This is a genomic window from Asaia sp. BMEF1, from assembly GCF_051628905.1.
Taxonomy (GTDB): domain Bacteria; phylum Pseudomonadota; class Alphaproteobacteria; order Acetobacterales; family Acetobacteraceae; genus Asaia.
Genome location: NZ_CP157575.1, coordinates 2,216,828 through 2,238,266 on the forward strand (window position 1 = coordinate 2,216,828; position 21,439 = coordinate 2,238,266).

At 60.0% G+C, this 21,439-nt stretch carries 22 protein-coding genes; 8 read left to right on the top strand and 14 right to left on the bottom strand.

The genetic code is table 11. From position 1 onward, the window contains the following. Positions 1 to 74: 74 nt before the first annotated feature. The 4 genes from ABHV46_RS09735 to ABHV46_RS09750 all read right to left on the bottom strand — a co-directional run bounded on the left by ABHV46_RS09735 (position 75) and on the right by ABHV46_RS09750 (position 4,110). The gene (locus tag ABHV46_RS09735) at positions 75 to 1,550 is read right to left on the bottom strand and encodes a discoidin domain-containing protein (RefSeq protein WP_438381290.1); all 1,476 of its coding nucleotides are present in this window, start codon (positions 1,548 to 1,550) and stop codon (positions 75 to 77) included. A gap of 583 nt (positions 1,551 to 2,133) precedes the next feature. After that, positions 2,134 to 3,135, bottom strand: coding sequence for an SDR family oxidoreductase (locus tag ABHV46_RS09740; protein WP_336945805.1), 1,002 nt, complete (start codon positions 3,133 to 3,135; stop codon positions 2,134 to 2,136). Positions 3,136 to 3,155: 20 nt separating this feature from the next. Continuing rightward, on the bottom strand, positions 3,156 to 3,728 hold the full coding sequence (locus ABHV46_RS09745) for a YqaA family protein (protein ID WP_438384342.1): 573 nt from the start codon (positions 3,726 to 3,728) through the stop codon (positions 3,156 to 3,158). Positions 3,729 to 3,783: 55 nt separating this feature from the next. Beyond that, complete coding sequence (locus ABHV46_RS09750) at positions 3,784 to 4,110, bottom strand: YnfA family protein (protein ID WP_438381291.1); 327 nt, start codon at positions 4,108 to 4,110, stop codon at positions 3,784 to 3,786. 110 nt (positions 4,111 to 4,220) lie between these two features. Here ABHV46_RS09750 and ABHV46_RS09755 point away from each other — a divergent pair, with 110 nt between their 5' ends. The 4 genes from ABHV46_RS09755 (at position 4,221) to ABHV46_RS09770 (ending at position 7,244) form a co-directional block, all read left to right on the top strand. Further along, positions 4,221 to 4,625 (top strand): hypothetical protein, encoded by a 405-nt coding sequence (locus tag ABHV46_RS09755; protein ID WP_438381292.1) that lies wholly within the window; start codon positions 4,221 to 4,223, stop codon positions 4,623 to 4,625. 144 nt (positions 4,626 to 4,769) lie between these two features. Beyond that, positions 4,770 to 5,585 carry a MetQ/NlpA family ABC transporter substrate-binding protein gene (locus ABHV46_RS09760; protein WP_336945808.1) on the top strand — a complete coding sequence of 272 codons (816 nt, stop codon included), beginning with the start codon at positions 4,770 to 4,772 and terminating at the stop codon, positions 5,583 to 5,585. After that, complete coding sequence (locus ABHV46_RS09765; RefSeq protein WP_438381293.1) at positions 5,582 to 6,613, top strand: methionine ABC transporter ATP-binding protein; 1,032 nt, start codon at positions 5,582 to 5,584, stop codon at positions 6,611 to 6,613. The genes ABHV46_RS09760 and ABHV46_RS09765 overlap by 4 nt, the downstream gene beginning before the upstream one ends. Continuing rightward, on the top strand, positions 6,594 to 7,244 hold the full coding sequence (locus ABHV46_RS09770; RefSeq protein WP_438381294.1) for a methionine ABC transporter permease: 651 nt from the start codon (positions 6,594 to 6,596) through the stop codon (positions 7,242 to 7,244). Before ABHV46_RS09765 ends, ABHV46_RS09770 begins: the two co-directional genes overlap by 20 nt. Positions 7,245 to 7,362: 118 nt before the next feature. Here ABHV46_RS09770 and ABHV46_RS09775 read toward each other — a convergent pair whose 3' ends face one another. The 3 genes from ABHV46_RS09775 to ABHV46_RS09785 form a co-directional block, all read right to left on the bottom strand. After that, positions 7,363 to 8,943: an ATP-binding protein gene (locus ABHV46_RS09775; protein WP_438384344.1), complete on the bottom strand. Its 1,581-nt coding sequence runs from the start codon at positions 8,941 to 8,943 to the stop codon at positions 7,363 to 7,365. Then, a complete protein-coding gene (locus ABHV46_RS09780; protein ID WP_025840579.1) occupies positions 8,912 to 9,631 on the bottom strand; it encodes a response regulator in 720 nt (239 codons plus the stop codon). Before ABHV46_RS09780 ends, ABHV46_RS09775 begins: the two co-directional genes overlap by 32 nt. 76 nt (positions 9,632 to 9,707) lie before the next feature. Further along, complete coding sequence (locus tag ABHV46_RS09785; protein WP_438384346.1) at positions 9,708 to 10,691, bottom strand: cysteine synthase A; 984 nt, start codon at positions 10,689 to 10,691, stop codon at positions 9,708 to 9,710. Between the two features lie 144 nt (positions 10,692 to 10,835). Here ABHV46_RS09785 and ABHV46_RS09790 point away from each other — a divergent pair, with 144 nt between their 5' ends. Continuing rightward, on the top strand, positions 10,836 to 11,237 hold the full coding sequence (locus ABHV46_RS09790) for a rhodanese-like domain-containing protein (protein ID WP_438381295.1): 402 nt from the start codon (positions 10,836 to 10,838) through the stop codon (positions 11,235 to 11,237). A gap of 3 nt (positions 11,238 to 11,240) precedes the next feature. Here ABHV46_RS09790 and bioD read toward each other — a convergent pair whose 3' ends face one another. The 7 genes from bioD to ABHV46_RS09825 all read right to left on the bottom strand — a co-directional run bounded on the left by bioD (position 11,241) and on the right by ABHV46_RS09825 (position 17,739). Beyond that, a complete protein-coding gene (gene bioD / locus ABHV46_RS09795) occupies positions 11,241 to 12,626 on the bottom strand; it encodes a dethiobiotin synthase (RefSeq protein WP_438381296.1) in 1,386 nt (461 codons plus the stop codon). Further along, positions 12,623 to 13,255 (bottom strand): alpha/beta fold hydrolase, encoded by a 633-nt coding sequence (locus ABHV46_RS09800; RefSeq protein WP_438381297.1) that lies wholly within the window; start codon positions 13,253 to 13,255, stop codon positions 12,623 to 12,625. The genes bioD and ABHV46_RS09800 overlap by 4 nt, the downstream gene beginning before the upstream one ends. After that, the gene (locus tag ABHV46_RS09805; RefSeq protein WP_438381298.1) at positions 13,252 to 14,436 is read right to left on the bottom strand and encodes an aminotransferase class I/II-fold pyridoxal phosphate-dependent enzyme; all 1,185 of its coding nucleotides are present in this window, start codon (positions 14,434 to 14,436) and stop codon (positions 13,252 to 13,254) included. Before ABHV46_RS09805 ends, ABHV46_RS09800 begins: the two co-directional genes overlap by 4 nt. Before the next feature lie 62 nt (positions 14,437 to 14,498). Next, entirely contained in the window at positions 14,499 to 15,374 is an 876-nt protein-coding gene (locus ABHV46_RS09810; protein ID WP_336945815.1) for an SDR family NAD(P)-dependent oxidoreductase, read from the bottom strand. A 138-nt stretch (positions 15,375 to 15,512) separates the two neighbouring features. Further along, positions 15,513 to 15,941, bottom strand: a complete 429-nt coding sequence (locus ABHV46_RS09815; RefSeq protein WP_438381299.1) for a hypothetical protein — start codon at positions 15,939 to 15,941, stop codon at positions 15,513 to 15,515. Positions 15,942 to 16,019: 78 nt separating this feature from the next. Next, positions 16,020 to 17,102, bottom strand: coding sequence for a glycosyltransferase family 4 protein (locus tag ABHV46_RS09820; RefSeq protein WP_438381300.1), 1,083 nt, complete (start codon positions 17,100 to 17,102; stop codon positions 16,020 to 16,022). A gap of 4 nt (positions 17,103 to 17,106) precedes the next feature. Further along, positions 17,107 to 17,739, bottom strand: coding sequence for an NUDIX hydrolase (locus tag ABHV46_RS09825; protein WP_438381301.1), 633 nt, complete (start codon positions 17,737 to 17,739; stop codon positions 17,107 to 17,109). A gap of 221 nt (positions 17,740 to 17,960) precedes the next feature. On the opposite strand from ABHV46_RS09825, the gene mtnA reads away from it, so the two are divergent. From mtnA to ABHV46_RS09840, 3 genes are all read left to right on the top strand, one after another. Then, positions 17,961 to 19,064, top strand: coding sequence for an S-methyl-5-thioribose-1-phosphate isomerase (mtnA, locus tag ABHV46_RS09830; RefSeq protein ID WP_336945820.1), 1,104 nt, complete (start codon positions 17,961 to 17,963; stop codon positions 19,062 to 19,064). Positions 19,065 to 19,176: 112 nt separating this feature from the next. Beyond that, the gene (locus ABHV46_RS09835) at positions 19,177 to 20,133 is read left to right on the top strand and encodes a DUF2272 domain-containing protein (protein WP_336945821.1); all 957 of its coding nucleotides are present in this window, start codon (positions 19,177 to 19,179) and stop codon (positions 20,131 to 20,133) included. 15 nt (positions 20,134 to 20,148) lie between these two features. Next, positions 20,149 to 21,423: an adenosylmethionine--8-amino-7-oxononanoate transaminase gene (locus ABHV46_RS09840; protein ID WP_438381302.1), complete on the top strand. Its 1,275-nt coding sequence runs from the start codon at positions 20,149 to 20,151 to the stop codon at positions 21,421 to 21,423. Positions 21,424 to 21,439 lie beyond the last annotated feature (16 nt).

The window sequence follows — 21,439 nt, forward strand, 5'->3', positions numbered from 1 at the left end:
CCAGATCTGCCTTGAAGAAATGCACGGCGCTATGGCCTTCTCCCCTCGGGGGAGCTGCGCACGTGGAATCTTTCTTATGTCGGGAAGTCGAGAGGCTCACCGTAGACATGAACCTTTTCCAGGTGAAGAATTGTCTTTTTCAGCGTCGTAATCTTGATGAATCGGCAGGTGACGTCAGGGTAGAGGTCGATTTCCAGAGGTTTGCCGTCACTACCGCCGAACTGGCGCTGTTGCACATGAAGTAGTGACCAGTTCGCATTGTCGGTAGAGCAATATACGCGTAAGGGCAGACATCTTTTGGCAACGATCTCGTTATCGCATCTGTTGAAAATACTGACGTGATCGATACTGTGTGGGCTCAGTAAATCAATGATCAAGAACGGATTCTGTTCGTCTTCGGTATGAAAAGCCATTACGTTCGTTTTCGAAGCGTTTATGGCGTTCAGAGCCTGTTCTTCCGCAGAATTCCCGGCGGCATATTCTGTATACGAGCTGATGGTGGCTTTCTTGTCGTGCGACACATTGCGATATCGCCCTTTTTTGCAGGGAGCCGGTGATCGTCCTTCCCAGAGGCCGATTGTCATATAATGATGATGGGGGTCGAAGCAGAAGCCATTGGCGATCTGATAACCACAATCGGGATTCATGCTGAGATACCAGAAATCATCAATCTGGAATATTTTCTGCGTGGTCGGCTTTTCTGAAAAACGTCGTTTGATCGCCTCAACTTCATGAGCGGATATCGCGTGGATATAAGGGGCGATGCTCTGGTTGAAGGCGATCTGCCGGCCCTCCACAAGGGCATAGGCATAAGGAAGGACGTGATATTTATATCGTACATCCTGTGTGGGCAGGAGATCGATCTCGTCAAGAAATGAAGGCACACTGAAAAATCCCCAGAGCTGGGTATAGATATTTTCTGCCTGTGAGAGCCATGAAGAAATGAATGAAAACGTACTGATGCCCATGACGACATTATGAGCGGATCGGATGAGGTCGAAATCCTGTTGAGGAGAGACGTGTTCCAGAAATCGCGCTTCGGGGAAGGCCTCTCGGAGCATTCCGCAGTATAGACTGTCATCTATCTGTCCCATGAAGACAGGATTAAGATTGGTTTCTTCTATGATTTTCTTGTAATAAGAGATCGGCAATAGCGGGTATTGAGAGAATCCGAATATCAGTTCTCCACACCTTATATTTATGACAAGATCGTTTTTATCGATATCGACAGGATGAATGACAGGAAAGATCCTGCGGTAATGATCAGCATTCTTCATCAGAAAATGTTTTTGGAGATAGCCGTCGAAAATCACCAGGTCGGGCTTATACTGTTCTATTCTGGAAACCACTTCTTTCTCAGATGAGAAGAAATCGTTTATGTGGAGTGTGCGATAGGGTGACTCATCTATGTCGGGGGTCGTGAGGCCATATTCATCTAGTTTGACATTGAATATCGTGGACCCCGGCCAATGTCGGGATATTTCATTTGCAGAGATATACTGTATTATTCTATTTCCAATATTTCCATGACTCCTGATCTTGAAGATCATAACAACATCTCCGAACGGCATATTTTTACAAGATTTCAAGATAAATAGATCGTATTTTTACTTGTGATCTGTCAAGTTCAACACCGTCGCAAATGAATGTTTGCGCGGCATGAAGGAAAATGCTCGGATCTCTTCGAGGTAGGAATCGCGACGATTTGCGTTGGTTCCGTGTAAGTTTGCCTGGAATTCCAATATATATTCACTATATCGCGACGCAATTTCTGTCTGCTGTCAGGATACAGCATGACAATTACAGAGAGCCTGCATCCTCTTGAGACGTCTGGCTGTCTTGCATTCCCGCACTGACGAGGGCGACGTCTTTGGTTTTTTCTGCGCGAGATTATTCTATACGGCGATGATGGCCTTCAGTGCCTTCCTGAAAGTCAGGCTGACGAGCAGACGGTCAACCTCCTGCTTCGTTCTTATGGAACAGTGTTCTGGCTTGCATCACCGGGTTGCCGACTTGGCACGCCTGCGTCGTCACTCTTGGCAGGCGAGGCTCAGCAGAACGAGAACCCGTTTATGCACGTAATGGCCGTGTCGAGGTGGCCGCGTCACCTCGGTCGGGCATGGCAGAGCCCATTCAGGCTTTGCGGCGTATTGCCGCCCAGCCAAGCAATAGCCCAGCCACGGATAAAACTGTTGCGCTGAAGCCGATCCGCCTTGGAATGGTCAGCAGCAGCGGCTTGCGTCCCTGATCGCGCAGGGGAATGCCTTCATAGGGTCCATGGGCGGCATAGGCGCCGGGCTGGCTGTCAGTAAGTGTGTCTGTTTCTGTGTCGGCCTTGCCCGATGCATATTGGGCAGTAATGCCTCTCTTGGCGAGATAGCGATCGCGCAGGGATGGGGCGACGCTATTGATCAGGCTCGGCAGGATCGACGAAGCGCCGACCCAGATCTCGCGATGATGGCCCAGCACGGCCTGACAGATCGCATGCGCCGCCACTTCGGGCTCGTAGATGCGACCGCTCGGTTTAAGTGCGTGGCCGGAGCGATTGCGGCTCCAGCCCAGACGCGGGGTGTTGATGGAAGGAAGATGCACGACAGTCAGATCGATGCGGTCGGATAGCGCCCTGATTTCCGGGCGCACGCTGTCGCAGAACGCGCTGATTGCGGCATGGGCGCCGTTTATGGCGGCCTGAAGCGGCAGACCGCGTAGCGGATGGGCAAGCCCGAGATTGACGATCGTGCCGCTACCGCGTCGGCGCATGCAGGCCAGCGCCGCCTGGGTGCCGAAAACAGAGCCGAGATAGGTCACGTCAGTCACGCGTCTGAGCGTCTCGGCATCGAGCGACAATACCGGCCCGATAGCCGTCACACCTGCTGCGTTGATCCATACCGTGATCGCGCCGAGCTCGCGTTCAACGCGCTCAGCAGCGTCGGAAACGGCTTGTGCATCCGAGACATCGACCGGCAGGACGAGCGTGCGTATGGCGTTTGCTTCGAGTTCAACCGCAGCATCCTGCAGGCGCTGCTCGTTACGGCCCATGAGGGCAATGTCGAAACCGTAAGAGGCCAGCATGCGCACCGTGGCGCGCCCGATACCGGCTCCGGCGCCCGTGACGACGGCAATCTGGTTGGGCATGGCGGCAATCCTCATACGGTCTACAGAAGGGTGATGGCGAGAATGCCAGCGATGATCAGAAAGAGAAAGCCCAGCATGACCAGCGTCAGGCGACGCTCGATGAAGTCCCTGATCGGCGCGCCGTAGAACCAGAGCAATGTTGCCACCAGAAAGAAACGTGCACCACGCGTGACAAGGCTCGCCGCCAGAAAAGGGAGAATGGCGAAATGGGCCGCGCCAGCGGCGATGGTGACAATCTTGAACGGAATGGGTGTCAGGCCCTTGAGCAGGATGATCGCCACGCCGTAATGACGGAATTTCTCCTGAAGCATCGCGAGGCTATGTTCTGCATGGTAGAAATGCACGATCGGCATTGCGACATGCTGGAGCAGCACCGCGCCGATCATCCAGCCCAGCATGGCCCCGGAGACCGAGCCGATCGTGCAGATTGCAGCAAGCCTGAACGCCCGCTCACGCGCAGCCAGCACCATGGGAATGAGCATGAGATCGACCGGTATCGGAAAGAACGAGGCTTCGGCAAAGGCGACGGCGAAAAGCCACCAGCCAGCATGCGGCGAGGCGGCCAGAGCGAGTGTGCGACGATAAAGCGGCATGAACACGAGCAGGCCTCCGGCAATCAGGAAGCCTGTCAATGACCCAGGCCGAGGCTTATGTCGAGCGCGGCCCCCAGAGAATCAGTGCCGCACCGCACAGGCAGATTGCAGCACCTGCCAGCTCCCACCGGTCGGGGCTGCGTCCCTCGAACACACGCATCCAGATCAGCGAGGCGGTGATGTAAACCCCGCCATAAGCCGCGTAGGCACGACCGGCGCTGTCACTGTCGACCCGCGTGAGGAGCAAAGCGAAAACCGTCAGACTGAACAGGCCGGGCACGACCCACCAGATCGGTCGCTCCAGACGCAGCCATGTCCAGAAGGCAAAACAGCCTGCGATTTCCGCAAAGCCTGCGGCAATATAGAGGCAGAGTGTCAGCATGGGCGTGTCCGGGAGGGCGGTTTCACAAAGGGGGAGGGACTCACGAAAGCCTCATTCTGGCTGCGACGGTCCTGCATTGTAGCAGGCGGAGAACCGGGGAGAAGAGGGCGATGAGTGACGCATTGTCGATAGCGGGGCAGTGGGACGGCCAGTTCGCCTATCCCCGAAATTACGAGCCGGAGTTCTTTCAGGCAGCACTTTTTGAAACTGACTCCCTTATTGGTGGCACGATAACAGAACGGGCCCATGCCAGTACGGCAGATTCCGCCTGTTTCGTCTCGCTTGTCACTGGGGCGCGACAGGGGCGGCGCGTGCAGTTTCGCAAAACCTATCAGACCGATCGTCGGAATTATGTCGTGTTTTACGAGGGCACACTGAATGAGGCGGGCGACGAGATTGGCGGCACATGGATTATCTCGGAAAGCTGGCAAGGCGCTTTTCTCATGGTCAGGCGCCAGGCTGGCGCGCAGTCTCAGGCAATCGAGGTCTCGGAGCAGATCGACTGCGACGTCTGAAGCGCCGCCTCCACATCGATTATTGCTTTATGGGGCGTTCTGTATAAAACACGAGGAAATCGTTGAATGCGTCGAGACTGGTTGTAATAACGATCATCAATCGTTCAATGCCCCGCCTCGCGCCAGGAACCGGGTGTTTCTCTCATGTCCTTCGCTTCGCTGCCGCGTCGTTCGGTGTTGTCCACGCTTCTTGTCGCGCCTCTGGCGCTGGGTATGCGCTCAGCGCGCGCGGCCGACAAACCCGTTCGCGTCGGGATCATGGCCGGGGAGGATGAGGATATCTGGCGACTTGTCAGCCAGAATGCCCAGAAATCCGGCCTGACGCTCAAGATCGTCACCTTCTCCGATTATTCGACCCCGGACGAAGCGCTTGCATCGCATGATCTCGATGCGAATTCCTTTCAGCATATGCCGTTCCTGAAAGCCCAGAACGAGGGGCACGGGTTCAAGATCGTGCCTGTGGGCAACACCTATGTCGCGCCGATCGGGCTCTATTCACGCAAGTGGAAAACGCTCGCCACCCTGCCGAAAGGCGCGGTGATCGGCGTTCCGAACGATCCCAGCAATGAGGGGCGCGCGCTCCTGCTGCTTCAGTCGCTTGGCTTCATCAAGCTCTCGCCTTCTGCGGGTCTGCTACCCACACCGCTCGATATTACCGAGAACCCGCATGACTTCACCATACGTGAGCTGGATGCCGGTGTGGTGGGTCGTGCGCTGCCCGATCTCGACGCCGCAATTATCAACACAGATTGGGCGCACAAGGCCGGTGTCGATGTCGTGCATGAACGTCTTGCCCGCGAGGGGGTCAAGGATAACCCCTATATCTGTGTGATTGCCGTCAATAGTGACGATTCCCAGGCGCCTTGGGTCAAGACGCTGGTGAGTGCCTATCAGCAGCCGAATATTCGTCAGGCGCTGATCGATGTTTACGCCAATACCGTGATCCCCGCCTTTCCATGAGTCTTCTCGACGTTTCGGGTCTCTCCTGCCGCTTCGGGGCGCAGACCGCGCTGAGCGACATCAGTTTTCAGATCGATAAAGGCGAGATAGTGGGTGTGATCGGCAGCTCGGGAGCGGGGAAATCCACGCTTCTGCGCTGTCTTTGCGCGCTTGAGCGCCCGACGGAAGGGCGCATTCTGCTCGACGGCGCCGATATCACGCAGCTCACCGAGCGCGAACTGGTGGCCGCACGGCGCAAGGTGGGGCTCGTTTTTCAGCACTTCAATCTGCTGAATTCCCGCTCGGTGGCCGCCAATATCGCCCTGCCGCTCGAGATTGCCGGCTGGTCGAAAGCCCGTATCGCCGAACGCGTCGAGGAATTGCTGATACTCGTCGGGCTTGAGAGCCACGGCTACAAACGTCCGTCCCAGCTCTCAGGCGGCCAGAAACAGCGTGTGGGCATTGCGCGTGCCATTGCCAATTCGCCGTCACTGCTGCTCTGCGACGAGGCGACGTCTGCCCTGGACCCGCATACGACCGCCTCCATTCTCGAGCTTCTGGCCGATATCAATCGCACGCTTGGCCTCACTATTGTTCTTATCACCCATGAGATGGAGGTCGTGCGTCGTTTCGCCCATCGGGTTCTCGTTCTCGACCACGGCGCTCTTATTGAAAATGGCGGCATGGCCAAATTGATGCGTGACAGTCGAGGTGACCCGAGGCTCGAGCGCTTGCTGGCCGATACGCGTCCTGTCCTGCCTGACACCATGAAACGCCAGCTTAGTGCAGGGCCCGTTGAGGGAGGCCTTACGCTCATGCGCGTGGTGCTTGGACCTGAGGTCGCGAAAACGCCTTTCCTGTCTCATCTGACCACGCGGTTCGATCAGCAGATCACGCTGGTTCAGGGTGGCACCCTCTCCTGTGGAGGCGAACTTCTGACCGATATGATTCTGGCATTCTCAGCTCCGGTGACCGACCTGCTCGGTGCTTTCCTCGACCAGCAGGCCCATGTGACGGAGGTGCTCGGTTATGTACCGTCTGATCGCTAGACTTATCGCCGAATCGACGCTTCAAACCGTCGAGATGGTCGTAGCATCCAGCCTCATCGCCGTGCTCTTCGGCCTGCCTCTGGCCGTGCTCATGATCGCGACCCGCCGCGCCGATCTCTACGATCTGCCTTGGCTCGGGCGCCCGATTGGCTGGACGATCGACGCTATCCGCGCCATTCCCTTCATCATTCTGCTGGTGCTGCTGATTCCCGTCACGCGCTTCATCGCAGGCACGTCGCTTGGTACCCTTGCCGCCATTGTGCCGCTATCGATTGCGGCCATTCCCTATTACGCGCGTATCGCCGAAATTTCGTTGCAGGAGATCGAGCCCGGTCTCATCGAGGCCGTGCGCGTCATGGGTGGCACACGCTGGATGGTCATTCGCTACGTTCTTATTCCCGAAGCGCTGCCCGGCCTTCTTTCCGGCCTGACCGTCACCGCCATCACCCTCGTTGGAGCCTCTGCCATGGCAGGCGCCATAGGCGCCGGTGGGTTGGGCGACCTCGCCATCCGTTATGGCTATCAGCGCTTCAACACGACCATCATGTTTGCCGTGGTTGCGGTGCTGATTTTACTCGTGGGCGTCATTCAGGGGGCCGGAACGCTCGCTGTCAGAGCTGTGCGGCGATAGGTAAATGGGGCTCTGCCCCAAACCCCGCCAGAGGCTTGCCTCTGGACTTGATTTGTCTGTGTGAAGCGGGGTGCAGGGGCCGAGGTCCCCGCCGGGTTCGGGCGGAGCCCGAGACACGTCAGATTGGCAGAATGACGCTTGCCCGCAGGCCGCCTTCAGCGCGGTTGCTCAGCGTGACGTCACCGCCCTGACCGCGCAGGGTGGAGCGGGCAATGGCGAGGCCCAGCCCGGTGCCGCCGGTTTCGCGGTTGCGGCTGGTTTCGGCGCGGACGAAGGGTTCGAACATGCGTTCCAGATCTTCCGGCGACAGGCCGGGGCCGCTGTCGTCGATGCGGATGCAGACGGATTTCTCCTGATCGGGGCCGCGCACGCAGGCGACGCTGATCGAGACTGAACCGCCATATTTCAGAGCGTTCATGACCAGATTGGTTAGGGCCCGTTTCAGGGCCAGCGAGCGCGCCTTGATACGGATGGGTGCTTGCGGTGGCTCGTAGCTGACGTCTTCGGCAAGATCGGGGCGGGCCTCGGCAGCCTCGTCGGCGACGGTCTGAAGCAGGGCGCTCAGATCGAGCGCGGTCATAGGTTCGAGAGTCGAGCTGTCGCGGCCGAAGGCGAGAGTCGCGGCGACCATGCTCTCCATCTCGTCCAGATCGGCCAGAAACTTGTCGCGCAATTCGTCATCATCGATGAATTCGGCGCGCAGCTTCAGGCGGGTGATCGGTGTACGCAGATCATGACCGATGGCGGTGAGCATGAGCGTGCGGTCGGTCACGAAGCGCCGGATGCGGGCAGCCATGGTGTTGAAGGCGACGGCTGCCTGACGGATTTCAGTCGGGCCACCCTCAGGCAAAGGCTGGGCATGCACGTTACGACCAAGCGCGGTGGCCGCATTGGCCAGCGTTGCGACAGGCGCGATGAGGCGATGCGAGCCCCAGAGAATGAGCCCGCCACCGCATATCGTCATGAGGGCGAAGGAAATCATGAACGTGGGCGAGCCGAACGGGTTGGGGGGGCGTACCGTATAGCTCATGACCAGCCAGCGATGATCGTCAGGCATCTGGAAAGAAAGGGCGTAATGCCGTGTGCTGGGCTTGTGGCCGATAATCACGCGTTCCGGGCGCAGCCGCGCAGGCAGCATACCGATGCCCGCCAGTGGCGGCGGCATGAAAGCCTGGCTGCGCCGCTCTTCGGGAGGGAAATTCTCACCGCCATTCGAAGGGGGCGGACCGCCCTCCATGGGGAAGGGCGGATGGCCTTCGCCACCCGAAAAATCACCGGGGCCACCACCGGGCGGTGGCCCGCCGAAGCCGGGCTCTTCCTGTCCTCCAGGCGGTCCGCCGCGCATCATCGGGTTCATGCCGAAGGGAAGCGGAATGAAAGCGCCGGGAAGATGGGTATCGGGCTTGTTATCGAAAATGATCTTGAAATTCGATGGCACTTCGATCGCAGCCAGACCGGCTTCACGATCGGAAGGGGGAAGCTCGACCAGAGTGTGGTAAATCGAAAAGGCGTGATGCTCGTTTTCATGCATCTCGGCCCGGTCGGCGATATTGAGGTGATCGAGGGCGTGAATGGTCAGACCGGCAGCCTGAACCACGCAGAGCCCCGCAATCAGAAGCAGATTGGTGCGCGCTCTCAGCGAGCGCGGCAGCAGAGGCATCACAGCGTCAGAGGCGTTCGACATCGGCGGCGAGAACATAGCCACCGCCGCGCACAGTCTTGATCATCTGCGCGTTGCGCCCGTCATCTTCGAGCTTGCGGCGCAGACGGCTGACGGCCACGTCGATGGCGCGATCGAACGGTCCGGCCTGTCGGCCACGTAGCAATTCGAGCAGCATGTCGCGGGTCAGAACACGGTTGGCGCGCTCCAGAAACGCCAGAAGCATGTCGTACTCGCCACCCGTCAGCGGAATTTCGGCGCCTTCGGGGTTGAGCAGACGGCGGCGTGCGGGCTCCAGAGTCCAGCCCGAGAAACGGATCGTGCGGGAATCGGCCGAGAGCTTCTTGTCAGAGCTGTCGGCCGTGCGGCGCAGAACGGCGCGGATACGGGCCAGAAGTTCGCGCGGGTTGAACGGCTTGGCCACATAGTCATCGGCGCCGAATTCGAGGCCGATGATGCGGTCCGTCTCATCGCTCATGGCGGTCAGCATGATAATGGGCACATTATCCTGGCTGCGCAGCCAGCGTGCGATGTCGAGTCCGCTTTCGCCCGGCAGCATGAGGTCCAGCACTACCAGCTGATAATGGCCGGCAGCCCAGGCGCGTCGGGCTTCGCGCCCGTCGCGCGCGGCTGTCACGCGGAAATGGTTGCGCTCCAGAAAGCGGCACAGCAGCTCTCGGATCTCGCGGTCATCATCAACGATCAGAAGGTGCGGGTTCGTATCCATAAATGTAACATTGGTCCGAATCCCTCTTGCGCCACAAGAGGGTGTTTCACTCCGTCACAAGTTGCGAAACCCTGTCTCAATCGAGCCAGGGAGGGGTCGGGAGGTTTTTTGCCCGCAGAAAGGACGGATTGAAGATCTTGGACTGATAGCGCGCGCCGCCATCGCAGAGGATTGTTACAATCCGATGCCCTGGCCCGAGTCGTTTTGCCACCCGAATCGCGGCGGCCACGTTGATTCCGGCCGACCCTCCGAGCGAAATCCCCTCGCGATCCTGAAGCGCGAAAATCTGTTCCAGCGCTTCGGCATCGGGAATGCGCTCGGCATCATCAATGGTTATGCCTTCCAGATTGCCCGTCACGCGCGACTGCCCGATGCCCTCGGTGATCGAGCCGCCCGACACGCTGAGATCGTTGGATTTGACCCAGCCATAGAGCCCTGACCCTTCTGGGTCGGCAAGAACGATTTCGGGGCGCTTGCTGCCTGCTTTCTCCGCCAGTTCGCCAAGGCCGAGGGCAACGCCCGCCAGCGTGCCGCCCGTGCCGCAGGCGCAGGTGAAAGCATCGACCTTCCCGTCGAGCTGGTCCCAGATTTCGAGCGCCGTGGTGGTGCGATGGCCCTCGCGGTTGGCGGTGTTGTCGAACTGATTGGCCCAGACGGCATTCTCGGTTTCTTCGGCAATACGGCGTGAGACATGCACGTAATTGCCCGGATCGCGAAACGGCTTGGCAGGCACCAGGCGCAGATCGGCGCCGATCATGCGCAGGAAGTCGATTTTCTCCTGACTCTGCGTCTCGGGCATGACGATGATGGTGCGATAACCGCGCGCCTTGGCCACCAAGGTGAGCCCGATGCCGGTATTGCCTGCGGTACCTTCCACAATCACGCCCCCCGGTTTGAGCGTGCCGCGTGATTCGGCGTCGAGAATGATCGCGAGCGCCGCACGGTCTTTGACCGAGCCACCCGGATTCATGAATTCCGCCTTGCCGTAGATGTCGCAGCCTGTCGCTTCGGAGGCGAGTTTCAGACGGATGAGCGGGGTGCCGCCAATCGCGCCGATCATGCCGTTGGAAGGGCTCTGCCAGCCGGGAGCGGTACCCGAGGCAAGCGAAGAATTCGGGGTCTGCGTGGTCATCTGCATTCCATCCTATACGTCTGCGGTTTGAGAGTTTAACGTCGCGACATGTAAAATAAATGAGGAAAAACGATGGTCGACTGTATTTCAGCCCGAGAGGCATGGGAAGTTCTGAGCGCCGACAAGGAGTCAGTTCTGGTCGATGTGCGCACACCCGGCGAGTGGCAGAGTGTAGGCCTGCCCAATCTCAGCACGCTCGACAAGGAGACGATCGCATTGAGCTGGGACCCTTACGATGCGGCCGGTTTCGCCCAGGCGCTTCGCGACGCGGTGCCCTCCCTGACGACCCCGATCCTGTTTCTCTGCCGCTCTGGCGTGCGCTCGCAGCAGACGGCGGAGCTCGCTGCCCATCTTGGCTATGAGAGAAGCATCAATATCGTCGAGGGGTACGAAGGTCCGCCTGACGCAACGGGACAGCGCGGGCGTGTCTGCGGCTGGCAGTTTCAGGATCTGCCGCTGTTCTTTCCCGGCTGAGTTTCAATAACCTTGTAGATGCAGCGCTTTGGCGAGTTTTTCGGCCTCGGTGGCGACACGCTCGCGCGAGACGTCATCGAGAAACGGGATTTCGGCCAGTACGCTAATGCTGCCGAAGCGTTCGATAGCGGCGCGATTGCCCGCACTCGGTGTCCCGCTCATCACGATACCTGCCACAACGATGCCGCGCTCGCGCAGCGCGGCGAGGCTGAGCAGCGTGTGATTGATGGTGCCGAGCCCGCTGCGGCAGACGAGAATGACCGGCAGATCGAGCCCTGCCAGCCAGTCGATCAGCAGCGTGTCGTCATTGAGGGGCACCATCAGCCCACCTGCCCCTTCGATCACCAGAGGCGTATCGGTGTCGGGCAGGGCGAGGCGGTCGAGTGTGACCGTCACATTTTCGAGCGCAGCCGCGTCCTGAGGTGAAAGCGGTGCCTGAAACGCGTAGGCTGGAGGGATGACACGCTCCGGCGTCAGCCCGGCGAGCATGGTCACGCTGGCCGTATCGCCGGCCTCTTCGCTCAGCCCGGTCTGGAAGGGCTTCCAGTAGGTAGCCCCGAGTGCTTTGGTGAGAATGGCGGAGACAAGGGTCTTGCCGATCCCTGTATCGGTGCCGGTAACGAAAAACCGCAGCTGTTTTTCGGCGGAACCGAAAGCGACCTGATAATCCATGCTGTCCGCGTTCCTGTCGAAATGCGCCATGACCCGACGCAGATCGCGTGCGGGCAGAGGTGTATTGCCGGTTCTGGGGGTGGTCGCGCCAATCGCTTTCAGATCGAGCAGAAACTGCCGCGCTGACCCGACCGGGTCGCGCAGCGTCGTGACACGCCATTCGCCCCGAAGCGTTTCAGGCCATTCGGCCTGCAAGATGTCGCGTGTCGGATAATCGGGAAAGCCGCAGGGAAGACCGAATGCCTCGCAGGAATCGCGCCATTGGGCAAAGCTGCCCTGTGCGAGCGTGGTGACCTCAATCCGGCCGCCCGGTGCCAGCAACCGGCCCAAACGATGAAACGCGGCCCGCCGATCGGTAAACCATTGCAGGCAGAAGCTGGAGCAGATCAGGTCGAACGGGCCATCCAGCGTCGGGGTCTCGGCGTCCATCACGTGCAAGACCGCATCCGGCACGGTCTTACGGGTACGTTCTACCATCCGGGAAGAAAGATCGATCGCCGTAAGCTGTGCATGCGGGAAGAGCCTGCGCAGGGCACGGGTCAGTATTCCGGTGCCGCAGCCGAGTTCGAGAATGCGCTTCGGCGCTGGGCGATCCGCATAGAGCGACGTCAGCCTGTCGGCGAGGGTAGAGGCGGCAATGGCCTGCACGCGGGCTGCCCTGTCATAGAAGTCGGCGCCGTCGAATCGCGACGCAATCGTGCTGCGTGCGTCGGTCATGAGGCTGCTTTCAGGATATCGGCAATAAGGTCGGCGCAGGCGTTGGGCGCGGTGACTGGCAGGAGATGCCCGCCTTCCATCACGTGACGCGTCGCTTCGGGGAAGCTGGCTTGATGCATGGCTGTCGACACCAGCTCGTCCTGTGCGCCATGGATGGCAGTCAGGGCGCGACCCCATCCACGCGCGGCCTCGCGTCCGTCTGCTTCGAGAAGTTCGGTCAACCCCGCCTCAAGTGCCTGTTTGTCGAGCATGGTATCACAGGGAAGGAAAGGCTCGAATTGCTGCCGAAACTGCGTGACGGTCTCTTGCGTCGCGCAGGCGAGGCGGCTGCGCATGCGTGTCAGCACCCTTCTAGGGATGCCGGATGCAAAATCTTCCGACTGGCTGAAGCGTGAGAAGCCGTTGAAGGCGATGACCCCCCGGCAGGAGGGCAGGTCTCGGGTCAGCGCCCAGAGCACCCCGGCGGAATGGCCGATCATGATAAACGGGTCTTCAGGCAACGCCGTGAAGGCAGGAGCACTGCCATAGCCACGTTCCAGAAACACGGCGTTGGGCTGGCCCAGAGCTTGGTGAAGGGGGTGCCAGAAAGCGGCGTCGAAGCTCCAGCCATGGGCGAAGACGAGTTTCATGTCGGGACGTGCTGTCTGGCGGCAATCACAGCCTCGGCGAGATGCTCGATGGCGGCGCCGTCATGAGTGGCGCTGAGGGCCAGGCGCAGCCGCGCCGAGCCGGGGGGCACAGTGGGGGGTCTGATGGCAATGGTCAGGAGCCCCTGTTGCTCCAGCCTGCTCGCAATAGCGAGCGTCGTTGTTTCATCGCCGAGAATGACGGGCACGATCTGTGTGGTCGAGATCCCCGTATCGATCCCGGCGCTGTTCAGCTTGTCGCGCAACGACAGGGCGTTCTGTTGGAGCGCCTGCCGTTGCGGGTCGAGACTGGGCACGAGTTCGAGTGCGGCATCCATTGCACCCAGCATCGGGGGGGAAGGGGCCGTGCTGTAAATGAAGCCCGAACTCGTTGTGACGAGCCAGTCGCAAAGTGCCCGTGATCCGGCGATATAGGCCCCCATACCGCCCAGAGCCTTGCTGAATGTGCCCATCACGAGATCGACCTCTTGACCATGGGAGAGACCGCGCCCCTGCGGGCCGAGTACGCCGGTCGCATGAGCCTCATCGAGATAGAAGAAAGCGTCATATCGCTTTGCGAGCGCCGAAAGCGCCGCGATATCGGCGGTGTCGCCATCCATCGAGAACACGCTCTCTGTCAGAATGAAGCGCATGCCTGGCAGATCGACATGGCGTTTGAGCAGCGTTTCGAGATGGTCGAGATCGTTATGACGGAAGCGGATCTGCTTGATGCCCGAAGCAGCACAGCCCTGGTGCATGCTGGCATGATTGAGCTTGTCGCAGAAAACGAGCGGGGCCTCGCCGGTCTGCTCTCTGGCGAGGCGGAACAGCGCAGGCAGAACCGCGGCATTGGCCTGCCAGCCGGAAGCGAAGAGCAATGCGGCTTCCGTGCCCTTGAATCGTGCAAGACGGGTTTCGACCTGCTCATGAAGGTCGAGCGTGCCGGAAACCAGTCGCGAGGCGCGCGACCCCGTTCCGTGGCGCATGGCCCAGTCGGCGGCACGCCCGCGCAGCAACGCGTGGCCCGAGAGGCCCAGATAATCATTGGACGAGAAATCGAGAATGGCCTGCCCATTGCGCCATACCTGATCGGGTGTGCGTTGCAGGGGGCACAACCGACGACGCAGGGCGCGAGCCTCAAGAGAGTCGAGGGCCTGTCTGAGAAGCGGATCGAAACGCGTCATGCCCTGTCCCTGCCGTCGTGACCTGCCCTTGTCAATTGCGTGTCATGACGCCTTGTGCTGCCTCAACGCCCCATGGCCTTGCGATAGCCGCGTCGCCCGAGAAGGCTGAGCAAGGGAAGGGACAGCCGCAGCACACAGGGAGCCAGCATGCAGAGCCGCCCGAAAACCCCATCGATAGCGGGTAGAAACCGCTCTTCATGGTGCCGGGTGAGCTGATCCGTTACCGCCTTGGCGACCAGATCGGGATCGAGCGGTGTGCTGACATAGTTGAGCATCGACCCGCCTTGCTGCATCTCGCGAGTGAGCATATCGGTCTGTACGGCGCCGGGAAAAACGGAGCTGACCAGAATGCCGCGCGGACGAATTTCCTGAGCGAGCGACAGGGCAAAACTGCGCAGCCCGGCCTTCGCCGCAGCATAAACCGCGCTTCCAGCCAGCGGCATGACAGCCGCCATCGAGTTGACGAAAACGATGCGGCTCTTTTGCGGACCATCGACCGTCTGCATCAAGGGCAGCATCAGACGTGTCAGCAGAACAGGGGCGCTCAGGTTAAGCGCGATCTGGTCGGCGATGGCGCGTTCATCGGTCTGGGCAACGGGTGAGGGCGCGATCGTGCCTGCACAATGTATGACGGCGAAAACGGGCTCGCTGTTCTCACCGATCAGGGCAGAAGCCCTGTCCAGCGCGTCGGGTGAGCCAAGATCGCAAGGGAGGTGGATGAATGCGTCGCTCTCTATGGAAGGGGCCGAACGGCAAAGCGCGATAACCTGATAATCGAGTGCAAGCAGGCGCCTTGCGATCAGAATGCCGATTCCGCCCGATGCACCGGTCATAACCACGCGCTTGCGATGTCGGGGTGAAACACTCAGGCCATGCCCGGTCTCGCGAGAGAAAGGAGGTGCGAGAGGAGCGCCCTGCAGGGGGGAGGAAACCGTCATACGTTTCGTCTTACCCTCGAAATTCGGCGTGAGACATGCGAATTCGATAGGGTCCGGTCTTTTTTTAATCTCGAATTTTCTGCCCCTCCGCCTGTAGAGGCAGAGGGGCACCGGTTCCGGGCAAGATGATGGAGCTGATCAGTTCAGACGGCCGAAATTACGGAAATCCTGCTTCGTCTTGTCAGAGAGCGCCTTTACGCGCTCGTGTTGTGCCTTCTGATCGGCACGAAACTGGTCGATTTTCTGCGTACGATCCTGCTTGAGCTGGTTCAGCTTGTTCTTTTGATCGTCGATCTTGCCCTGAATCTTCTCGCGCTCGCGCTCAGGGGCATTGGTGTATTTGTCGCGGAGGTCGTCGATCTTCTTCTGACGCGCTGCGGCGTCGTCACGATTCTTCTGCTGCCAGTTCTGCGCACGCTGATTCAGACAGTTTTCCTTATTGGCCAAACGGCCAATCATATCGGTGCCGGAAGTATTATTATTGCATCCCGAAGTCTGTGCGTGAGCCAAGGGCGTGGCAATCAGAGATGCTAGCGCCATGGAAGAGAAAAAACGGGTCTTGGTCATGATGTCTCTCTAATGAATACTGATCGCGTATTTTAGATAACCTCAATGTGTCGAATATGCGGCGCAAAGGGCGAATTTTTATCGGGATTTTCGGTTCTTGACCGATCGATCGCGCATCTTCTGCAGCAACTGGCGTGCATTAACGAGATCAAATTTTCGCGCCTGTTCGCGCCCGCGAGCCATGTATTCCGCCCTGAGTGCCGGGTCGTTAATCATGCGCAGCAGCGCCTGCTCAAGGGCATCGCCGTCATCGGGCAGGGCCAGAAGGGCCGCTTCCCCGACCACTTCCGGCAGACCGCCGCGCGGTGAGGCAATGACCGCAGCCCCGCTGGCCATGGCTTCGAGTGCAGTCAGCCCGAAAGGCTCTGGCCAGCGGCTCGGTACCACTACGATCGAGGCCGCAGCCATGGCTTCGAGCACTTGATGGTGCATCTGATAGCCGCATAGTGTGATACCCGCCGCACGGGCATTGGCTTCGACCCGATCAACGAAGGTCGTACGCGGTGAATTGAAGCGAAACCGGTCGGCACCGATCATGATCGCACGCCATTCGGGCGCCTGCGCGCTGATGGCTGCCCAGGCGCGCACAAAGGCATCGGCGCCCTTGTCGGAGACCATGCGCCCGGCAAACAGCACGAGTTTCGAGCGTTCTGCGGGCGGCTCGGGCAGGACGGAGAGATCGAGGCAGTTCGGCATCACCGTGACGGGGCCGTCATCCAGATCTTCCAGAAAGCGGCGGCGCAGCCAGAAAGAGACGGTGAAGACCCGCACGCGCTGCATCAGCTCCTGTCTCTGGCGAGGGCGCTTGGCGCCATGCATATCCTGCGGGTCGTTATGCAGGATGAGATGGACCGGAATGCCGCATTTGCTCAGGGCACGGGCCAGGGCAGGGCGGTTATGCACCTCGATCAGATCGGGCTTGTGGCGACGGATCTCTCTCTGGCAGGCGATGCGGTAGCGTGTGCCGTCGCGCCTCCAGCGATGCAACCCGCCCGGCTCGGTGATGGCGAAGAACTGGCCGCCCGGCAAAGGCGTGCCCGTAACTTCAGTGCCGATGACGATATCGTCGGGCGTAGCGAGACGCGACACCAGCAGCGCTATGGCGCCCGCCCGGTCCGGCGCATAGCCTTCCCGGCGGGGGAGAACGGTCAGAACTCTCATGATGTCAGTCGTAATCCGTCGCCAGTTCGGGGCGATCGTAATGATCGAACATGCGTGTGAGTTGATGTGGCTGAAGGCGGCCTAGAGAGAGATCGGTCGGCAACGCATGCCGATCGAACCAGCCAATGCCAGAGGTCTCGAGATTATCGATGGTTGCCGTGCCCCCTGTCAGGCGACAGAGATAAAAGACCTTGGCACAGCTGAACAGATCGGGCGGGTGGCCCTGTGTGTCACGGTCCCACAACGCGGCCAGCTTGACGATTTCGGCGGTATAACCGCTTTCTTCCAGCACTTCCTTGAGCGTGTTCTGGGCCGTGGTGAGGTTCACATCGGCCCAGCCGCCTGGCAGCGTCCAGCGATCGTGATCGATCGCTTCACGCACCATCAGGATCTGGCCCTGTTCATTGAAGACGGCGCCGCGCACATCGATCTTGGGTGTGGTGTAGCCGCGTTCGTTTTCCATAAGGGCGAGGATGGGCTCGGGCGTTGTGCCGCTCAGGGCGGCAAGCATGTTCGATGAAAGCAGGCGGAGCTGTTCGTAGCGTTCGCGATCATAGGGGTTCTGGCAGAAAGTCAGACCATTCTGGGCGATTGCCTGTACGTCCCTTGCCCATACCAGCCATTGCGGTGCGCTCATCCCGAGGTCCTTCTGCTCAAGCCTTAATATAGACTGTATCGGTGCGGTCGTAAAACCTTCTCCCGACCCGAAGGATGCGTCCTGAACGCAATTGCCTCATGTCAGATCCATGAAGAGTTTGCGTGCAGAACAGGAAAGAACGCGCAGATAACTTGAGTCCTGCCCCCTTATTTGCCACATGAGAGCCCTCTGATCCTGACGCCCGAAAGACGGATATTCACGTGAAAATCAACGGCACGCCCTATCGCAGCGTCTGGCGCGACGCACATGACCCCAAGCTGGTGCATATTTTCGACCAGACGAAACTGCCCTGGACGCTCGATATTCTCGCGCTACGCGACGAGGATCAGGTGGCACATGCCATACGGAGCATGCAGGTGCGTGGTGCGCCGCTGATCGGCGCCGTAGCGGCCTATGGGCTCGCCTTCGCCTTGCAGAAGGATTCGTCGGATAAGGGGCTGACGCAGGCTGCGGCGATGCTGGTCGAGACGCGTCCGACCGCCATCAATCTGCGCTGGGCCATCGAGCGCATGGTCGCGCATCTGAGCCCGCTTGCTCCTGATTCGCGTGTCGCGGCGGCCTATGAAGAAGCCGATGCGATCTGCGATGAAGACGTGCAGGTCAATGAATCCATCGGGCGTCATGGTCTGGAACTGTTTCGCGCCCTTTGGGAAAAGCGCCGTCCCGGTCAGGAGCGTCTGAATATCCTGACCCATTGCAATGCGGGCTGGATTGCGACTGTCGATTGGGGCACCGCTCTGGCCCCCATCTATATGGCGCATGACGCCGGTCTGCCGGTGCATGTCTGGGTGGACGAGACCCGTCCGCGCAATCAGGGCGCCCTGCTTACCGCGTGGGAGCTGGGCGCACACGGCGTGCCGCATACGCTGGTCGCCGATAATGCAGGGGGTCATCTCATGCAGCATGGCGAGGTCGATCTCGTGATCGTGGGTACCGACCGCGTGACGCGTCAGGGCGACGTAGCCAACAAGATCGGTACCTATCTCAAGGCGCTCGCCGCTCAGGATAACGATGTGCCGTTCTGGGTGGCTCTGCCTTCGTCCACCATCGACTGGCGCGTGACCGATGGCGTGAAGGAAATCCCGATCGAAGAGCGCTCGGGTGAGGAAGTGACCTATGTGCACGGCCTCGACGAGCAGGGTCAGGCGGCGCGTCTGCGCGTCACGCCCAAGGGCACCAAGGCCGCCAACCCGGCCTTCGACGTGACGCCGGCCCGTCTGGTTTCGGGTCTTCTCACCGAGCGTGGGCGCTGCGATGCCAGTGCCGAAGGTCTGGCCGCGCTGTTTCCCGATCTGGCAGGCTGACATGCTGTGAAGAGGGCGGCACTTGACCGAAGGGCTGCTCTCGTTCCTATCTCCTTGTCATGAACCGGCGCTGTTCGGCGCTCGTTACGTGTTTGAGGAATAGGAACAAATCATGAGCGCCGGACTGTCTTACATGTCATTGCACCGATTGCCTTCGGCACGTCTGACTTGGCGTTCTCTGGTCGCTCTGGGGGCGCTGGGTCTGCTTCCGAGCTGTTCGGCGCCGACCCAGCCTGTCGCACAGGGCGCGTCACAAACGCCCATGGCGCAATATGCGAATGGCCGCACCGGCCCCTATGGCGTCGATGGCCATGTGCCCGATTTCGCCTCGCGCAATTTTGTCCCGTTCAATCGTCAGGATGTCGTGGCGATTGCCATGCGTGAATGGCGGATGTTCGGTACGCCGGTGAGCGATGATGACCCCGAAGAACGTCCCGATGCCAGTGTCCCCTCGCTCAAGCCGGAGCGTATTCCCGGTTTGTGGCAGCGAGTGGGTGAATATTGGTGGATCGGTCAGGATCCGTACGAGACCGAAGTCTCGTGGAGCGGCAAATATAATGCCGACGGTCAGCTCTTCCGCCCCGAAAATGACGGGCATTACGCCTGGTCTGCCGCATTCATTTCCTACGTGATGCGTGTAGCCGGGGCGAATGACCGCTTTCCCTATTCGCCCAATCACTCGACCTACATCAACGCTGCCGCATCGGGCCAGTCGACCGGGCTACGCGCCCAGGATCCGAAAACCTATGCGCCGCAGCTTGGCGATCTGCTCTGTGTCGGTCGTGGCAAGAGCCGCAGCGTGACCTTTGCCATGCTGCCGACCTCCTATGGCTTTCCGTCGCATTGCGGCATCGTCGTAGCCACGCATCAGAACGCGCCGCCTTTCGGTAATGAGCTGAGCATCATCGGTGGCAACGTGGACGATACCGTGTCGCTCACCCATGTGCCGACCGATTCGAACGGGGCTCTCGCAACGCCCGAAGGCCAGTTCTACGATACGCGCTACCCCTGGTGCGCCGTGCTTCAGGTTCTGTACGATGCAGATCGCGAACCTGATAGCGGCCAGTAAGGCGAGCAGCCCAGAATGAACAACCAGACTCTGCCGGCTCTGCCGAATATCTGGCTTCCCTATACCCAGATGAAAACCTCTCTGGCGCCTCTGGTCGCTGCGCGTACGGAGGGCACGACCATCGTGCTCGAAGACGGGCGAGAGTTTGTCGATGGAATCGCCTCGTGGTGGACTGCCTGCCATGGTTATAACCATCCGCACATACGCGCCCGTGTCGCCGAGCAGCTCGAACGTATGCCGCATGTGATGCTCGGCGGTCTGGTGCATGAACCGGTGAAAGAGCTGTCGCGTCGTCTTGCTGCCCTTCTGCCGGGCGATCTCGACCATTGCTTCTTTACCGATAGTGGCTCGGTTGCGGTCGAGGTCGCCATGAAAATGGCGATCCAGTACTGGATCAATCGCGGGGTTCAGGGGCGGAAAAAACTGCTGTCTTTCCGGGATGGCTATCACGGTGACACGTTGGCCACGATGTCGATCTGCGACCCTGAAGAGGGCATGCACAGCCTTTTTGCCGGAGCTTTCCCCGAGCAGGTGCTCGCCGATCTGCCACGCGATGCGGCCAGTCTCGACGCGCTCGACGCGCTTCTGGCCCAGCGCGGTCAGGAGATTGCGGCCATCATCCTCGAACCTCTGGTTCAGGGGGCGGGCGGCATGATCTTTCACGCGCCCGATGTGCTGGTTCGTCTGCGCGCGCTTGCCGATAAGCATGATGTGCTGCTGATTCTCGATGAGATTTTCACCGGATTCGGGCGCACTGGCACCATGTTTGCCTGCGAGCAGGCCAGGATCGTTCCCGATATCATTACGCTTTCCAAAGCACTGACCGGTGGCACCATGGCGCTGGCGGCCACCGTGGCGCGCCGTCACGTGTTCGAGGCCTTCTTGTCGGAGTCTCCCATGGCGGCGCTGATGCATGGGCCGACTTTCATGGCCAATCCTCTCGCCTGCACGGCAGCCTGCGCCTCGCTGGATATTTTCGAGCGTGCGCCTCGCCTCGATCAGGTAGCTGCCATATCGCAACAGCTTCGCGAGGAGCTGGAGCCCTGTCGCATTCTGTCGGGCGTGCGTGACGTGCGTGTTCTTGGCGCTATTGGCGTAGTCGAGCTCGATTCCATCGACGACATGAACCGTCTGAAGGCCGCGCTTGTGGCCTGTGGCGTCTGGGTGCGCCCATTCCGCCACATAATCTATCTGACGCCAGCCTTCACGATCACTCCCGACGCCCTGAGCCAGCTAACAGGCGCCATTCAGAGTGTCATTCGCGAAGGCGCGTTTCTCAAGCGCGTCTAAGCGTCCAGCAGGGAAA

What these genes read in the sequence shown, in the direction of transcription:
- ABHV46_RS09735 (WP_438381290.1), bottom strand. Translation starts at nt 1,550, where the DNA reads ATGATCTTCAAGATCAGGAGTCATGGAAATATTGGAAATAGAATAATA.
- ABHV46_RS09740 (WP_336945805.1), bottom strand. Translation starts at nt 3,135, where the DNA reads ATGCCCAACCAGATTGCCGTCGTCACGGGCGCCGGAGCCGGTATCGGG.
- ABHV46_RS09745 (WP_438384342.1), bottom strand. Translation starts at nt 3,728, where the DNA reads ATGCCGCTTTATCGTCGCACACTCGCTCTGGCCGCCTCGCCGCATGCT.
- ABHV46_RS09750 (WP_438381291.1), bottom strand. Translation starts at nt 4,110, where the DNA reads ATGCTGACACTCTGCCTCTATATTGCCGCAGGCTTTGCGGAAATCGCA.
- ABHV46_RS09755 (WP_438381292.1), top strand. Translation starts at nt 4,221, where the DNA reads ATGAGTGACGCATTGTCGATAGCGGGGCAGTGGGACGGCCAGTTCGCC.
- ABHV46_RS09760 (WP_336945808.1), top strand. Translation starts at nt 4,770, where the DNA reads ATGTCCTTCGCTTCGCTGCCGCGTCGTTCGGTGTTGTCCACGCTTCTT.
- ABHV46_RS09765 (WP_438381293.1), top strand. Translation starts at nt 5,582, where the DNA reads ATGAGTCTTCTCGACGTTTCGGGTCTCTCCTGCCGCTTCGGGGCGCAG.
- ABHV46_RS09770 (WP_438381294.1), top strand. Translation starts at nt 6,594, where the DNA reads ATGTACCGTCTGATCGCTAGACTTATCGCCGAATCGACGCTTCAAACC.
- ABHV46_RS09775 (WP_438384344.1), bottom strand. Translation starts at nt 8,943, where the DNA reads ATGTTCTCGCCGCCGATGTCGAACGCCTCTGACGCTGTGATGCCTCTG.
- ABHV46_RS09780 (WP_025840579.1), bottom strand. Translation starts at nt 9,631, where the DNA reads ATGGATACGAACCCGCACCTTCTGATCGTTGATGATGACCGCGAGATC.
- ABHV46_RS09785 (WP_438384346.1), bottom strand. Translation starts at nt 10,691, where the DNA reads ATGATCGGCGCGATTGGCGGCACCCCGCTCATCCGTCTGAAACTCGCC.
- ABHV46_RS09790 (WP_438381295.1), top strand. Translation starts at nt 10,836, where the DNA reads ATGGTCGACTGTATTTCAGCCCGAGAGGCATGGGAAGTTCTGAGCGCC.
- bioD (WP_438381296.1), bottom strand. Translation starts at nt 12,626, where the DNA reads ATGACCGACGCACGCAGCACGATTGCGTCGCGATTCGACGGCGCCGAC.
- ABHV46_RS09800 (WP_438381297.1), bottom strand. Translation starts at nt 13,255, where the DNA reads ATGAAACTCGTCTTCGCCCATGGCTGGAGCTTCGACGCCGCTTTCTGG.
- ABHV46_RS09805 (WP_438381298.1), bottom strand. Translation starts at nt 14,436, where the DNA reads ATGACGCGTTTCGATCCGCTTCTCAGACAGGCCCTCGACTCTCTTGAG.
- ABHV46_RS09810 (WP_336945815.1), bottom strand. Translation starts at nt 15,374, where the DNA reads ATGACGGTTTCCTCCCCCCTGCAGGGCGCTCCTCTCGCACCTCCTTTC.
- ABHV46_RS09815 (WP_438381299.1), bottom strand. Translation starts at nt 15,941, where the DNA reads ATGACCAAGACCCGTTTTTTCTCTTCCATGGCGCTAGCATCTCTGATT.
- ABHV46_RS09820 (WP_438381300.1), bottom strand. Translation starts at nt 17,102, where the DNA reads ATGAGAGTTCTGACCGTTCTCCCCCGCCGGGAAGGCTATGCGCCGGAC.
- ABHV46_RS09825 (WP_438381301.1), bottom strand. Translation starts at nt 17,739, where the DNA reads ATGAGCGCACCGCAATGGCTGGTATGGGCAAGGGACGTACAGGCAATC.
- ABHV46_RS09835 (WP_336945821.1), top strand. Translation starts at nt 19,177, where the DNA reads ATGAGCGCCGGACTGTCTTACATGTCATTGCACCGATTGCCTTCGGCA.
- ABHV46_RS09840 (WP_438381302.1), top strand. Translation starts at nt 20,149, where the DNA reads ATGAACAACCAGACTCTGCCGGCTCTGCCGAATATCTGGCTTCCCTAT.